The following is a 15,387-nucleotide window of genomic DNA, read 5'->3' on the forward strand; positions in this document are numbered from 1 at the left end:
ATAGAATTATGGCACTTCAAAAGTGTAAGCCTACTTCTGCGGGTCGTCGTCACCTAGTTAAAGTGGTTAACTCTGATTTACATAAGGGTAAGCCATACGCACCACTTTTAGAGAAAAACTCTAAATCAGGTGGTCGTAATAACAATGGTCGTATTACGGTTCGTCATATCGGTGGTGGTCATAAACATCATTACCGTTTAATCGATTTTAAACGTACTAAAGATGGCATTCCAGCTACTGTTGAACGTTTAGAATACGATCCAAATCGTAGCGCAAACATCGCTCTTGTATTATATGCAGACGGTGAGCGTCGTTACATTATCGCACCTAAAGGCTTAAAAGCTGGTGATGCAATCCAGTCTGGTGTTGATGCACCAATCAAAGCTGGTAATGCACTACCAATGCGTAATATGCCTGTAGGTTCGACTGTTCACAACGTAGAATTAAAACCAGGTAAAGGTGCACAAATCGCACGTTCTGCTGGTGCTTACGTTCAAATTCTTGCACGTGATGGTCAGTATGTAACATTACGTCTTCGTTCAGGCGAAGTACGTAAAGTTGAAGCTGATTGTCGTGCTACACTTGGTGAAGTTGGCAATGCTGAGCATATGCTTCGTTCACTTGGTAAAGCAGGTGCAAACCGCTGGCGTGGTATTCGTCCGACAGTTCGTGGTGTTGCCATGAACCCGGTTGATCACCCACACGGTGGTGGTGAAGGTCGTACTTCTGGTGGTCGTCATCCTGTGTCTCCATGGGGTAAGCCGACTAAGGGTGCGAAGACGCGTAAGAACAAGCGTACGGATAAATTTATAGTACGTCGTCGTACTAAGTAATATTGAGGAATAGCCATGCCACGCTCTCTCAAGAAGGGTCCTTTTATAGACCTACACTTGCTGAAGAAGGTAGAGAAAGCTTTGGAAAGCGGTGAGAAAAAGCCAATTAAAACTTGGAGCCGTCGTTCAATGATCATACCTAACATGATCGGATTGACCATTGCTGTCCATAATGGTCGCCAGCACGTACCAGTTTTCGTTTCTGACGAAATGATCGGTCACAAACTAGGTGAATTTGCACCAACTCGCACTTACCGTGGCCATGCTGCGGATAAGAAAGCGAAGAAACGTTAAGAGGGGAAGATAAATGCAAGCATTAGCTAAACATAAATTCGCCTCTGGTTCGGCGCAAAAAGCACGTCTAGTTGCAGATCAGATCCGCGGGTTACCTGTCGATCGCGCACTAGAAATCCTGGCGTACAGCCCGAAAAAAGCGGCTGTATTAGTTAAGAAAGTACTTGAGTCTGCTATTGCTAACGCAGAGCATAACGAAGGTGCTGACATTGATGAGCTTCGTGTAACTACGATCTTTGTGGACGATGGTCCTACAATGAAACGTATTATGCCTCGTGCTAAAGGACGCGCAGACCGCATCCTTAAGCGTACAAGCCATATCACTGTTATGGTTTCAGATAGCTAGGAGTATAAGTAATGGGACAAAAAGTTCATCCTACTGGTATTCGCCTAGGTATATCTAAACCTTGGGTTTCTACCTGGTACGCGAGTTCTAAAGATTTCTCTGATCAGCTTTTTGGCGATCACAAAGTTCGTGCATTCCTTACAAAGGAATTAAAAACAGCTTCTGTGTCTAAAATCGTTATTGAGCGTCCAGCAAAATCAATCCGCGTAACAATCCACACGGCTCGTCCGGGTGTTGTTATCGGTAAAAAAGGCGAAGACGTAGAAAAATTACGTCAAGCAGTAACTAAAATCGCTGGTGTACCTGCTCAGATTAATATCTCTGAAGTACGTAAGCCAGAACTTGATGCACAACTAGTAGCAGACGGCATTGCCTCTCAACTAGAGCGTCGTGTTATGTTCCGTCGCGCTATGAAGCGTTCGGTACAAAATGCAATGCGCATCGGTTCAAAAGGGATTAAAGTTGAAGTTAGCGGTCGTCTTGGCGGCGCAGAAATCGCACGTTCAGAATGGTATCGTGAAGGTCGTGTACCTCTACATACTCTTCGTGCTGATATCGACTACGCAACTTCTGAAGCCTTAACCACTTATGGTATCATTGGTGTTAAAGTTTGGATCTTCAAAGGCGAAGTTATTGGTGGTTTACCACTAGTACAAGAGCAAGAGAAGCCAGCTAAACGCGCACCAAAGAAAGCCAAGAAAAGTGCTAAGTAGAGGTAGCGAGTAATGTTACAGCCAAAACGTACAAAATTCCGTAAAATGCACAAAGGCCGCAACCGCGGTTTAGCGCAAAACGGTAACAAAGTAAGCTTCGGTACTTTCGGATTGAAAGCTACTGGCCGTGGCCGCATGACTGCTCGTCAAATCGAAGCAGCTCGTCGTGCTATGACGCGTCACGTGAAACGTCAAGGTAAAATCTGGATCCGTGTCTTCCCTGACAAACCGATTACAGAAAAACCTCTTGAAGTTCGTATGGGTAAAGGTAAAGGTTCTGTTGAATATTGGGTTGCTGAAATTCAGCCTGGTAAAGTACTTTACGAAATGGAAGGTGTTTCTGAAGAGCTTGCTCGTGAAGCATTCGACCTTGCAGCTCGTAAACTGCCATTCAAAACAACTTTCGTAACTCGGACGGTAATGTGATGAAAGCAAGCGAACTAAAAGACAAAAGCGTAGAAGAGCTTAATGCTGAACTTCTAGGACTTCTTCGTGAGCAGTTTAACCTGCGCATGCAAGCAAGCACTGGTCAGTTAGCTCAGACACACACGCTAAGAACAGTACGTCGCGATATCGCGCGTGTAAAAACAATTATTAACCAGAAGGCAGGTCAATAATGAGCGATAAAATTCGTACTCTTCAAGGCCGTGTAGTTAGCGACAAGATGGAAAAATCTTTCACTATCGCAATCGCACGTTACGTGAAGCACCCAATCTATGGGAAATTCATTAAACGTACAACTAAGCTACACGTACATGACGAAAACAACACAGCAAAAGCGGGTGACGTAGTTACTATCCGTGAATGTGCACCAATTTCTAAGAATAAATCTTGGACTTTAGTAGACGTTGTTTCTAGTCCAAAACAAGCTTAATTTTTAATTAAGTTAGTTTTGTAAAAAAGCCCCGGCATTAGCTGGGGCTTTTTGTATTTAGTACTGTAGTAAAGCACCTTATTGATAATTTTTAGACCGACAATACACCTTTTTAAATGAACTAAACCTGCCCAGTTATACTCATAAAGTAAACTGTTCACAGGGAGTTGATGTGTTGAAAGGTAACTATAAGGCGTGGGGTATATCAATTGGTTTGCATGTTGTTGTTATTTATTTGGTTTCGAGGCACACGATTGAGATAGCACAACCATACGCAGGTAAAGTGATAAAAGCGTATGTAATGGTGGACCTTACAGCATTACCCAGTAATACAAAAAGTAAACAGCCGAATGCTTCATTCCCTGAAAATGATACAGAGCTTGATACAAGTGAGTTAACACCTAAGCCGCTTAAAGGGCGTGACTTTGAGAACGCTCAGCAATTAAAATTAAATTTACCAGAGAATGCCACTAAGACAAGTAAAAGCATTGCCATAAGTACTGATAGAAAAAAGCATAATGTAAATAAAGCCGCGATTGAGCCTATAAAAAATAAGGTTAATTCAAAAGCTCAGCAGCAGGCATTTAAAAAAATTGATCCGTACGCACCAATAACTCCGTTTTCAATTTCCAGTAATCCTATTGTATCCTTTGATTTCCCGCAGATAGCAACTTCGCCGAAGAGCAAAAATCACCAACACATAACGGTTCCAATTGAGCATTCTAGTGATTTAAAATCAGCGGTATTGTGGCAAAGCGCAGATGGTAGTCAGCGGATGGAAATGTATAAAGGTATGTGCTACAAGATTGATTTTAATGGTGTTATGGGTAAAGTAGGCTTACCAACGGGATCGCCAAGGCCATGCAAAGATAACGATCGTATTTTATATAATAAAATAATGGATAAGTGGAACGCTAAAAAGCCTATTAAGTAGTGTGTTTAAACTTTATTAAGAGGCTTAATTAATAAATGCTTTTTAGAAAAAGCGGCAACGACAACGGATAGCAAAATACAAAGCGTGGAGCCTACAATTAAAAAGCGGTTTTCAATCCGGCTAACTTGTCTCTCACCTAAAATTTGGTAAATAACATCACCTTCAATAAATCGCTCGCCTTGGTAGTGCTGACTGACGTTGAACGCTACAAAGTCGCCTAATTTGGCCTGATAAGTAAAGTAAGTCTCTGGGTAGAAAATTTCATAGGTTGCGCATAGCCACATTACGAGACCAGTAATAAGGATAACTAAACTTACAAACAGCCTTTTTTTAATCTGTGTGCTTTGTAATGTTTTTGATGGTAAATACTTATCTAAACACGTTTTGCCATAGCAAAGTTCGAGCTTTTCAATTACCTCAGCGGACGGAATAAATTGTCCATTTTCAAGCTTAGATAAGTAAGATTGTTGAATACCAATCTCGCGTGCAGCAAATGCTTGCGTCCATTTTTTATTTGCTCTTAATTGCTTTAACTCAATTCCTAGCGACAAGTTGCTTCCTTACCTTGTTTAATGCTCATTTATTTATTATCGCTAAAAATGGTGTGTTTAAATAGCCCAATAAGCAATATTCATTACTATGAATTAAAAGAATATTATGAATATTAATAAGTTAAGTTTTAATAGGTGATAAATTGGTTATGCTAGGCAGACTAAATAATAAAGGAGTATAACGAATGAAAATGTACTTTTATAAAGCGGTAATTGGGATTACTTTTGGGTTTTTATCCTCAGCGTGTATTGCAGAGCCAGTATTTGCGATTAAAGCCACTATTTACAAGCTAGAGAGTAAAATAACCATAGATAGCAAAATAGATGAAACATTAAAAAATTTACAACCTATCCACCAACCACAGTTATTAGCTAACTTAAATAAAAGTGCATTAATAGAAATAGGCGACGGTGAACAGCTAACAGCACTTGAGGTAAAAACAAATGAACAAGGAAGTTTTTATAATGCGAGCATGAAGCTCAAAGAAAAAGTAGATAGCGATTGGCAGTCTATTACGTCTTTCATGCCTAATATTCCCAATGGGCAAACTGTATATTTTAGCCGCACATTTACAGACAGCGTATGGGTGATTAAATTAACGGGAAAGCGTTATCAGTCTATTGCACTTGGTCAGGCGAGTTTTAAATAGCCCCAGCCTTGGCTGAGGCTATATTTTCTACCAAATCATCTCTACAAATTCAGGGTGGTCGATATACGGGTTACGATTTCCCTGAAATTCAAACGCTGCTTGATTGCGGTCTAATTCCATTTGGCTAACGGGGTCGTTGTTATGCCATTTTAACAACATAGCCACGACCCAATTTTCAAATACTTGGTTACTAGAGCCGTTAAGTACTGCATTACTTGCAGTGGTATTATTTTGCCACGTCCCAATCACATTTTCATAGCGTGTAGCCATGTAAAAATAGGCACGGGCAAAGTCACCTTTAAACTCATCAATGGGTTCAAACACTGTGCCCGTGTAATTAATGGCACTACTTGCAGAACCTAACTTACTGCCATTAGTTGATGTAAACGTGGCACTTGCCACTTCACCAAACGGAAAGTTGCTGCGTTTAGAGTTTACATAGCCATCGGTTGCATAAATATGATGAACATCTGAGTTCATAGGCTCATTAGTACCGCCAAACCAACTTTTAGGGAACGAATGCTCGCGGTTGTAACAACCACCTTCGCCACTGTAATTGCCACATTGATCGCTAACGGCTGTGTATGTGTAGCTATCGTTGCCATTTGGCTTTTCACTGTACATATCTAAAATACTATTATCGTTTTCAAAGTATGTATCGCGAGCCGATGAATCATAAAAGTTCCATATTGCAGAGTACCCCTGCGAACTATGATTATTAATGATGTTATAAAGCTCAGTTTTTAATGCGTAACCGGTTAGGCCTTGTGTTGTAACATAATAACCTGTTGGTGTTGTGGGGGTACCACCAGAGCCACCGCCAAGCGAAAATGAAGTACTTTCAGCGTTGCTGAAGCTTGCGCCACTTGCCAGGGTTGAACCACCACTAGTGAGTGCATAATTACCACTACCAAAACGACAACAGATACCATCACCGTAGCTGTCGTTAATAGTAAAGGTATAGGCGCCATCAGCTAAACACAGTGCTTCGTTATATTGTGTATTAGACGCATAGCCACTACCGCTTGCAACTGTATTACCTTGGTTATTATTAATAGCCCAGCTTGTTTCGCTACCATAATTATCTGTCGTCAAACTAAAAGAGAGGCTATTGCCCGAGCAACTCCCAGAGCTACTGTCGTTACTTGTAGGTAAAAAGTTATCTACATAAACAAGTTCACTGCCATCAAAGCCACTGACATCATAAAAGCGTAGGCCAACATTAATGGTTTTATTGCTACTTGCTGTATAGCTATGGCTAATTGTTTGCCATTGATTAGTTTGCGTATTATTGGAGTAACCTTGGTAACCATCTACGAATAAACGGGCTTTAACTTTTCCTTCTGTGTGGTAAACATCAGTTGAAAACGCATAGGTTTTTCCTGCTTCTACCGTTATTTGTTGTAATAAATCGGTGTTAGCCTGAGAGCCTGTGGTTACATTAACTGCTGCTGCACTATTACCTGTTTTAACAATATTTGTTGAGCGCGATAGGCTAATACCGCTATCTATTGTGCTCCACGCGTCAGGTGTATTGCCTGACCATTGCTCAAAACTGCCATTTTCTACATTTGCCATTACCGGAAGTGTGCCAAGTAATAAGGCTGTTCCGAATAGTTTATTTTTATATGTCCCGTGTGACATGATTGTTCCTATTTTTATAATGAGTGAATAATATACATTACTTTGTTTAGGTTACAAAATTGTTAATTTAAAATTTAATAAAAAGCAATAATCGCTCTTTAATCTGTTTTTTTAGGTGTTTTTTAAAATTAATAACTAAATGGAATATCAAAGCAGATTCTATTCTTTTTTGATAAGTCGATAGCCCGTTATCCTGCACAGTAAGAAAACCTCAGCAAACTTATATCGGCTGAGGAAAAACTCATTTTTAACAATACACGGTGTGTGTTGTGCTTAATTTTCAGGGTTATGGGGAATCGATTCATGTTGTTAGGTCAACTAAATGCTGCGGCAAGCCCGCTATCGCAAGAGCAAGTTCAAAAGCTGCAAGGTTTAGTGGCTGAGCTTAATCCAATACAACAAGCGTGGGTAAGTGGTTACTTAGCAGCTAATGCAAATGCTTCAGCACTTGGTATGCCTACGGCTGGCACATCAGTAACGGGCGATGCAGCAGTATTAACTATTTTATATGGCTCACAAACGGGTAATGCAAAAGGTGTTGCAACCCAAATGAAAGAGCAAGCTGAATCGCGTGGTTTATCAGCCAAATTAGTGAGTATGTCTGATTACAAACCAACGGCCCTGAAAAAAGAAAAGTTTTTAACCGTTGTTGTATCGACTTACGGTGAAGGTGAACCGCCTGAAGATGGCGAAACGTTGCACGCATTTTTAGCCACTAAAAAGGCCCCTAAACTCGACGGTGTTAAAATAGCTGTCATTGGTCTAGGCGATTCTAGCTATGAGTTTTTCTGCCAAACAGCAAAAGATTTTGAAGAGCGTTTAAATAAGTTAGGCGCTGAGTCAGTTTACCAACGCGCTGATTTAGATGTTGACTACGAAGAAGAAGCTGCAACATGGATTCAAGGCGCACTGGATGCATTTGAACCAGATTTAAAAGCGCAACAGGGTAACGCAGGTGGACAAGCCGCGGTTATGCCTTTTGGTGCACCAACGCCTGCAGCTAGCCAGTACACAAAGCAAAATCCATTTGAAGCCGAATTATTAGCAGTTCAAAAAATTACCGGGCGTGATTCAACAAAAGATGTACGCCATGTAGAAATTTCGCTCGAAGGCTCTGATATCACTTACACACCGGGTGACTCACTGGGTGTATATTTTTTAAATGATGAGGCGTTAGTTGATGAAGTGCTAGAACTTACCCAAATTGATGGTTCTAGTCGCGTTAAAGTTGCGAATGAAGAATTGAGCGTGCGCGATGCGCTTATCGAAAAATTAGAGCTAACGCAGTCATATCCGGGTTTTGTTGAAAAATACGCAACAGCAACAGGCACGCCTGAGCTACTTAAGCTAGTTGAAGATAAAGCTGCAATGCGTGCTTACATTGAGCCACGCCAAATATTTGATGTTATTCGTCAAAATCCAGCAAAATTGGATGCACAAACATTAGTTGATTGCTTACGTAAGCTTCAGGCTCGTTTATATTCTATAGCGTCTAGCCAAAGCGAAGTTGAAGACGAAGTGCATTTAACAGTAGGACTCGTTGAGTTTGATACTTTTGACAGCGAGCACTTAGGTGGTTGTTCTGGTTATTTAGCGCGTCGTGCTGAAGAGGGCTGCAAAGTAAAAGTATTTAGCGAACATAATGACAACTTCCGTTTACCGGCTAACGATGAAACACCTATTATCATGGTGGGTCCGGGTACTGGTATTGCGCCATTCCGTGCATTTTTACAAGAGCGTGACTCGCGTGAAGCACAAGGTAAAAACTGGTTGTTTTTTGGTAACCCACACTTTACTCAAGACTTTTTATACCAAGTAGAAATTCAGGGGTATTTAAAATCGGGCTTATTGAGCAAAGTCGATGTGGCATTTAGCCGTGACCAAGCCGAAAAAATCTATGTACAAGATAAGCTTCGCAAAAACTCAAAAGATATTTTTGAGTGGTTAGAAGCTGGCGCTCACTTTTATGTGTGTGGTGATGCAAACCGCATGGCAAAAGATGTACATCAAGCATTGGTTGATATCATTAAAGAAAATACCGGCAAAAACGATGAAGACGCAGAGCAATATTTAAAAGACCTGCGTAGCGCAAACCGCTATCAGAAAGACGTGTATTAATCACGTTTCTTATTTTATTAACAGCTAACAGCCGTCACTGTAACAAATTTAGGATTTAAAATGAGCGAACAAGATAAAAACGTAAAGCTTTCTGATAACGAGCGTTTGAAAAGAGAAAGTAACTTTTTACGAGGCACTATAGAGCAAGACTTAAAAGATGAGATAACCGGTGGTTTCACTGCTGATAACTTCCAGTTAATTCGTTTTCACGGTATGTACCAGCAAGATGATCGCGATATACGCCCAGAGCGTGCAAAGCAAAAATTAGAACCGCTGCATAACGTAATGCTACGTGCGCGTATGCCTGGCGGTATCATTAAGCCAGAGCAGTGGTTAGCAATCGATAAGTTTGCCGATGAAAAAACAAGCTACGGCAGTATTCGTTTAACAACACGTCAAACGTTTCAATTTCATGGTGTATTAAAGCCAAATATTAAAGGCATGCACCAAATGCTTAATAGCGTGGGCATTGATTCTATTGCCACCGCAGGTGATGTAAACCGTAACGTACTATGTACGACTAACCCTGTTGAGTCTGAGCTACACCAAGAAGCGTATGAGTGGGCTGCAAAAATTTCTGAGCATTTACTTCCAAAAACGAAGGCATACGCTGAAATTTGGTTAAACGGCGAAAAAGCAGAAACCACAGAAGAACCTATTTTAGGGTCTAACTATTTACCACGTAAGTTTAAAACAACCGTCACTATTCCGCCTAATAATGAAGTAGACGTTCATGCGAATGACTTGAATTTTGTTGCTATTGCTGAAGACGGCAAGCTTGTTGGCTTTAACGTACTTGTAGGTGGTGGCCTTGCTATGACCCACGGTGATACGGCTACGTATCCGCGTAAAGCTGACGACTTTGGTTTTATTGCCCTAGAAGATACCTTAAAAATTGCTGAGCACGTTGTATCAGTGCAGCGCGATTGGGGTAACCGTTCTAACCGTAAAAATGCAAAAACTAAATACACACTAGATCGTGTTGGGTCTGACGTATTTAAAGCAGAAGTAGAAAAACGTGCCGGTGTAAGCTTTGCACCAAGCCGCCCTTATGAGTTTACTCACCGTGGCGATCGTATCGGTTGGGTAGAAGGCATTGATGGTAAGCACCATTTAACGCTATTTATTCAAAGTGGCCGTATTTTAGACTACCCAGGTAAGCCACTTAAAACAGGGTGTCGTAAAATTGCAGAAGTGCACCAAGGTGATATGCGCATGACGGCAAACCAAAATTTAATTATTGCCGGTGTACCTGCAGATCAAAAAGCAGTGATTGAAGAAATTGCTCGTAACCATGGTTTGATTGACGACGGTGACACAGAGCAACGTAAAAACTCAATGGCGTGTGTGGCATTACCTACATGCCCGCTTGCAATGGCCGAAGCTGAGCGTTACTTACCAAGCTTAATTGAAAAAACTGAAGCTTTACTCGCTAAACACGGGATACCAGACGATAGCATTATTATGCGCGTTGTGGGTTGTCCAAATGGTTGTGGCCGCGCAATGCTTGCAGAAGCAGGGCTGGTAGGTAAAGGGCCTGGTAAATACAACGTTTACTTAGGCGGTAATTTAGAAGGTACACGCATTCCTAAACTGTACCTTGAAAACGTAGGTGAAGATGTTTACCTAGAGGCGTTTGATAAGCTAATTGGCCAGTGGGCAAGTGAGCGAAACGACGGTGAATGTTTTGGTGACTTTGTAATTCGCAAAGGCATTGTTGCTGAAGTAAAAGTATCAGTAACCGATTTTCACGCATAATTAGATACCAGCGCTTGGCGCTGGTGAGGCTTGGAATTTTCCATGAGTGAATTTAAAAATATATTACAGCTAGATAAACAAAGCCAAGCGGCTATGTTAGCTGATGCTAATGGTGTATTAGCAAATATGAGCGCAGAGCAACGTGTTGCGTGGGCGCTTGAGAATTTACCCGATACCGCGTTTCTATCGTCAAGCTTTGGGATCCAAGCTGCGGTGATGTTACATTTAATGACAACCCAACGCCCAGATATTCCTGTTGTATTAACAGATACCGGTTATTTGTTCCCTGAGACGTACCAGTTTATTGAGCAAATGAGCGAGCGTTTGTCACTTAATTTAAAAGTGTACAAGGCGCAGCTGAGCCCAGCATGGCAAGAAGCTAAGTTTGGAAAATTATGGGAGCAAGGTGAAGACGGTATTAAGCAATATAACCAGCTTAATAAAGTTGAGCCAATGACCCGTGCGTTAAAAGAAATTGAAGCGGGTACCTGGTTTAGTGGTTTACGTCGCGATCAATCTTCTACCCGTGCAGATAAGCAGTTTGTAGAAATAAGCCGTGGCACGGTAAAAGTGTACCCGATTATTGAATGGTCAAACCGCGATGTATATCAATACCTAACTAAGCACGACTTACCTTACCACCCATTATGGGAGCAAGGGTACGTATCTATGGGCGATGTACACACTACGCGCAAACTAGAGCCGGGCATGACTGAAGAAGAAACCCGCTTTTTTGGTTTAAACCGTGAATGCGGTCTTCACATGGATGGTGATGGTATTTAGTACCTTAACGCTTTATTTAACCGCAATTAAACGCAGCTTAGGCTGCGTTTTTTATTATCTAAATTTAGATAATAAAATTGCCAGTGAGTGCTTTATTCACTAATATTATATTAAAGGAACAAACAAAGCAGGAACGCTATGAAATACTTTACCTATTTAGCAATATCAGTGATGGTAATTGCTGTCATATCATTATTTTATTTAAAAAAGCCAGACGGCCAAACTTGGCTTTCAGGTTCAACTATCAGCAAAGAAACCCAGCAAATTAAAGAGCAAATGGTTGCGTTATCAACCAATACGCTAAATCAAGCTGTAAAAGGCATTCACGAGGCTGGCGATAAAGTGACGAGTAGTATTTCAAGCGATAGCTCAACGATTACGTCTTCAAGTACTATTTATAAGTGGCAAGATGAAACAGGCCAATGGCATTATTCCGATAGCCCTAACCCTCATGGTAAAAGCATAGAGTTAACCCTCAACCCTGAGGATATAACCGTGATTGGTGCAGAAGATACCTCTATTTTAAACTTAGAGTCTAGTACTAATGAGATGTCAGCTAATACGCAAACTCCTTCAATATTAAATCCTGAATCGATTAAAAAGCTGTTTGATGATGCAGAAAACATCGAAAAAAAATTAGAAAAACGTAACAAAGAAATTAATAATTTAAGTGTACTTTAAGCGCTATTCATGAGTATGAGAGCGGGTATAACGTTTTTCAGCTTCCATTAGTAAAATGGTTAAATATATTTTGGTGGGTAGTGACAATAGTATACCCACAGCGATGCAAGCTGCGGATGCAATAATGCCGTTAATACCAAATTGCTCATTAAACCCATTAGATATGATAAGTGTATGGCCTGTAACTATAAGGCATAAGCCAAGTACAATAGATGTTTTAAGTACTCTAATAATAGTTATATGCGACATAATGCCTCCACTGGTTATGGTGCCAGTGTAATAGGCTATGTATTTTGTATATTGATGCAGCGCAATAATAAGGCGGTTATAAAAAAGGCCTCATGGTTGTAACCATAAGGCCTTTGAATCATTCACTACGCAGCTTAGTTAAGCATATTACGCAGTACATACTGTAAAATACCGCCATGCTTGTAGTAATCCCACTCTTTAGGTGTATCAATACGTACATCGGCTTTTACGCTTGTTTGTTTGCCATCGGCATCGGTTGCTATCAGTGTAACCTCGTCGGTTTTATCGTACAGGCCTTGAATATCAAACTCTTCTTGGCCAGTTAAACCATGCGACTCATAGCTTTCACCCTCTTTAAATTGTAATGGCAGTACACCCATCCCAATTAAGTTAGAGCGGTGAATACGTTCATAGCTTTGTGCAAAAACAGCTTTCACACCTAGCAATAACGAACCTTTTGCAGCCCAATCGCGTGACGAGCCAGTACCATATTCTTTTCCGGCTAAAATAATAAGCGGTGTATCATTTTTTTGATATGCCATAGCTGCATCGTAGATACTTTCTAAGCTATTGTCTGGTTGCGTGCGTGTTACACCGCCTTCTGTGCCCGGTGCTAACAAGTTTTTTAGTCGCACGTTAGCAAAGGTGCCACGCATCATTACTTCATGGTTACCCCTACGAGAGCCGTAAGAATTAAACTGTGCTTTCTCTACATTGTGTTCTTGTAGGTAAAGACCAGCAGGTGCATCCGCTTTAATCGCGCCAGCAGGAGAGATGTGATCGGTTGTTACTGAGTCTCCTAGCTTGGCTAAGCAGCGCGCTCCTTCAATAGTAGGAATACCCGGTGGCTCTACGGTCATGCCATCAAAAAATGGTGCTTTTTTAATATAGGTAGATGCGTCGTTCCAATCATATAATTTACCGTCAGGTATTTGAATTTGTTGCCAGCGGCTATCACCTTCATAAACATTGGCGTAGCTTTTGGCAAACATTTCTTTGGTAACCGTCTCTTTTACTAAATCGCCAACCTCTTTTACGCTTGGCCAAATGTTTTTAAGGTAAATATCGTTACCGTTTTTATCTTGTGCAAGGGGTTCGTTATAAACATCTATGTCTGTTCTACCTGCAATTGCGTAGGCAACAACTAAGGGAGGAGAAGCTAAAAAGTTCATTTTAACATCTTGGTGTATACGCCCTTCAAAATTACGATTACCTGATAAGATAGAGCTGACTACCAGCTTGTGTTTTTGAATAGCTTGTGAGATTTCATCAGCCAGCGGTCCTGAGTTGCCTATACACGTAGTACAACCGTAACCTACTAAATTAAAACCTAGGCTTTCTAAGTCGTCCATTAACCCCGCTTTCTCTAAGTAGTCGGTAACTACTTTTGAGCCAGGTGCGAGTGATGTTTTAACCCAAGGTTTAACGTTAATACCTAGTTGTTTTGCCTTTTTAGCCACAAGGCCTGCGGCTAAAATAACACTTGGATTAGACGTGTTAGTACAGCTTGTTATAGCTGCAATAACGCATGCACCGTCGTTAAGTTCAAACTCTTGGCCTTTGTAGTTAACTTTTGCCGCTCCCATAAATTGTGCTTCGTTTACAGGTTCATCAGGGTTGGTTGTTGGGCCTTCGCTTTCGATACGCGATTGCTCGTCATCACTTTTATCGCGATGTGCGATACGCTCTTCTTGAAAACCTTTTAGGTGCTGAGAGATTTCCTCGCCGGCTTTGTTAAGCGCTATTCTATCTTGTGGGCGTTTTGGGCCTGCAAGGCTTGGTACAACATCATCGAGCTTTAGTTCCAGTGTGTCGGTGTAGCGAGCTTCGTCGCCATCGTTACGCCACAAGCCTTGGTGTTTTGCATAATCTTCAATAAGCTTTAGTTGGTCTTCATCACGGTTGGTAAGGCGTAAATAATTAATCGTTTCGTCATCAATTGGAAAAATACCACATGTAGCACCATATTCAGGTGCCATGTTAGCAATGGTTGCTCTATCGGCAAGGGGGAGATCTGCAAGGCCATCGCCATAGAATTCTACAAACTTACCCACCACGCCGTGGTTACGCAAAATTTCAGTTACTGTAAGCACTAAATCAGTTGCAGTTGTGCCTTCTGGTAATCGGCCATTAAGCTTCATGCCAACTACCTGTGGAATCAGTAAGCTAATAGGCTGGCCAAGCATTGCAGCTTCAGCCTCAATGCCGCCTACACCCCAGCCAAGTACGCCTAAGCCATTAATCATGGTGGTGTGCGAGTCAGTACCAACCAGTGTATCGGGGTAGGCGAACTTTTTACCATTGCTATCTTCGTTAAAAATAACGCGAGCAAGGAATTCTAAATTAACTTGGTGAACAATGCCGGTTGCGGGTGGTACCACTTTTAAGTTATCAAATGCCGTTTGGCCCCAGCGTAAAAATTCGTATCGTTCTTTGTTGCGGTCGTATTCAAGTTTGGCGTTTAAATCGAAGGCACCGTCATTACCATAGCCGTCTACTTGAACTGAATGGTCTATCACTAACTCAGCAGGCGAAAGCGGATTAATTTTTGCAGGATCCCCCCCTAATTTTTCCATTGCATCTCGCATTGCAGCTAAATCGACAATGGCAGGTACGCCAGTAAAATCTTGCATTACTACCCGTGCAGGGGTAAATGCAACTTCAGATGATGGTTTTGCTTTTGGGTCCCAATTTAATAGCGCATTAATGTCTTGCTCTTTAATATTTTCGCCATCTTCATTTCGCAGTAGATTTTCGAGTAAGACTTTTAAGGAGAAGGGGAGTCGTTTTGCTTTATCGCCAAGTCCTTTTAGAGAATGGATATTATATTGCTCACCATTAATTGTGAGCTCATGTTGGGTATCGAAACTATTTTTCATTATTTTGCCCCTTCTTAACTAATTAAATTTTTTAAAAAGTAACCTCTGTAATTAGGTTATTGCAAAGTGCATACCATGAT

17 protein-coding genes are annotated in these 15,387 nt (G+C 41.2%); 13 read left to right on the top strand and 4 right to left on the bottom strand.

Going from position 1 to position 15,387, the window contains the following annotated elements; genetic code table 11:
- Positions 1-8: 8 nt before the first annotated feature.
- The 8 genes from rplB (at position 9) to ACFI34_RS12750 (ending at position 3,994) form a co-directional block, all read left to right on the top strand.
- Positions 9-833, top strand: a complete 825-nt coding sequence (gene rplB, locus ACFI34_RS12715; RefSeq protein WP_006791358.1) for a 50S ribosomal protein L2 — start codon at positions 9-11, stop codon at positions 831-833.
- A 15-nt stretch (positions 834-848) separates the two neighbouring features.
- Complete coding sequence (rpsS, locus tag ACFI34_RS12720) at positions 849-1,127, top strand: 30S ribosomal protein S19 (protein ID WP_004588689.1); 279 nt, start codon at positions 849-851, stop codon at positions 1,125-1,127.
- Positions 1,128-1,140: 13 nt separating this feature from the next.
- Entirely contained in the window at positions 1,141-1,473 is a 333-nt protein-coding gene (gene rplV, locus ACFI34_RS12725; RefSeq protein WP_006791357.1) for a 50S ribosomal protein L22, read from the top strand.
- 11 nt (positions 1,474-1,484) lie between these two features.
- On the top strand, positions 1,485-2,186 hold the full coding sequence (gene rpsC / locus ACFI34_RS12730) for a 30S ribosomal protein S3 (protein WP_006791356.1): 702 nt from the start codon (positions 1,485-1,487) through the stop codon (positions 2,184-2,186).
- 12 nt (positions 2,187-2,198) lie between these two features.
- Entirely contained in the window at positions 2,199-2,612 is a 414-nt protein-coding gene (gene rplP / locus ACFI34_RS12735) for a 50S ribosomal protein L16 (protein ID WP_002957890.1), read from the top strand.
- Entirely contained in the window at positions 2,612-2,803 is a 192-nt protein-coding gene (rpmC, locus tag ACFI34_RS12740; protein ID WP_004588692.1) for a 50S ribosomal protein L29, read from the top strand. The genes rplP and rpmC overlap by 1 nt, the downstream gene beginning before the upstream one ends.
- A complete protein-coding gene (rpsQ, locus tag ACFI34_RS12745; RefSeq protein ID WP_006791355.1) occupies positions 2,803-3,060 on the top strand; it encodes a 30S ribosomal protein S17 in 258 nt (85 codons plus the stop codon). The genes rpmC and rpsQ overlap by 1 nt, the downstream gene beginning before the upstream one ends.
- A 172-nt stretch (positions 3,061-3,232) precedes the next feature.
- Positions 3,233-3,994 carry a hypothetical protein gene (locus ACFI34_RS12750; RefSeq protein WP_462673762.1) on the top strand — a complete coding sequence of 254 codons (762 nt, stop codon included), beginning with the start codon at positions 3,233-3,235 and terminating at the stop codon, positions 3,992-3,994.
- A 5-nt stretch (positions 3,995-3,999) separates the two neighbouring features.
- Here the strand turns inward: ACFI34_RS12750 and ACFI34_RS12755 are convergent, their stop codons facing one another.
- Positions 4,000-4,545, bottom strand: a complete 546-nt coding sequence (locus tag ACFI34_RS12755; protein WP_462673763.1) for a helix-turn-helix domain-containing protein — start codon at positions 4,543-4,545, stop codon at positions 4,000-4,002.
- A gap of 185 nt (positions 4,546-4,730) precedes the next feature.
- Between ACFI34_RS12755 and ACFI34_RS12760 the strand changes: the two genes are divergently transcribed.
- A complete protein-coding gene (locus ACFI34_RS12760) occupies positions 4,731-5,195 on the top strand; it encodes a hypothetical protein (RefSeq protein WP_462673764.1) in 465 nt (154 codons plus the stop codon).
- Between the two features lie 27 nt (positions 5,196-5,222).
- Here the strand turns inward: ACFI34_RS12760 and ACFI34_RS12765 are convergent, their stop codons facing one another.
- On the bottom strand, positions 5,223-6,839 hold the full coding sequence (locus ACFI34_RS12765; protein WP_462673765.1) for an endonuclease: 1,617 nt from the start codon (positions 6,837-6,839) through the stop codon (positions 5,223-5,225).
- Between the two features lie 303 nt (positions 6,840-7,142).
- Between ACFI34_RS12765 and ACFI34_RS12770 the strand changes: the two genes are divergently transcribed.
- The 4 genes from ACFI34_RS12770 (at position 7,143) to ACFI34_RS12785 (ending at position 12,179) form a co-directional block, all read left to right on the top strand.
- Positions 7,143-8,957, top strand: coding sequence for an assimilatory sulfite reductase (NADPH) flavoprotein subunit (locus ACFI34_RS12770; RefSeq protein WP_305400226.1), 1,815 nt, complete (start codon positions 7,143-7,145; stop codon positions 8,955-8,957).
- Positions 8,958-9,017: 60 nt separating this feature from the next.
- Positions 9,018-10,715, top strand: coding sequence for an assimilatory sulfite reductase (NADPH) hemoprotein subunit (cysI, locus tag ACFI34_RS12775; protein WP_462673766.1), 1,698 nt, complete (start codon positions 9,018-9,020; stop codon positions 10,713-10,715).
- A 42-nt stretch (positions 10,716-10,757) separates the two neighbouring features.
- Positions 10,758-11,498, top strand: coding sequence for a phosphoadenylyl-sulfate reductase (locus tag ACFI34_RS12780; RefSeq protein WP_006791348.1), 741 nt, complete (start codon positions 10,758-10,760; stop codon positions 11,496-11,498).
- A gap of 138 nt (positions 11,499-11,636) precedes the next feature.
- Entirely contained in the window at positions 11,637-12,179 is a 543-nt protein-coding gene (locus tag ACFI34_RS12785) for a DUF4124 domain-containing protein (RefSeq protein WP_462673767.1), read from the top strand.
- 3 nt (positions 12,180-12,182) lie between these two features.
- Here the strand turns inward: ACFI34_RS12785 and ACFI34_RS12790 are convergent, their stop codons facing one another.
- Positions 12,183-12,428 carry a hypothetical protein gene (locus ACFI34_RS12790; protein ID WP_462673768.1) on the bottom strand — a complete coding sequence of 82 codons (246 nt, stop codon included), beginning with the start codon at positions 12,426-12,428 and terminating at the stop codon, positions 12,183-12,185.
- 134 nt (positions 12,429-12,562) lie between these two features.
- Complete coding sequence (gene acnA / locus ACFI34_RS12795; protein ID WP_462673769.1) at positions 12,563-15,307, bottom strand: aconitate hydratase AcnA; 2,745 nt, start codon at positions 15,305-15,307, stop codon at positions 12,563-12,565.
- Between the last annotated feature and the right edge of the window lie 80 nt (positions 15,308-15,387).

It is taken from the genome of Pseudoalteromonas sp. PSi26 (genome assembly GCF_054960575.1).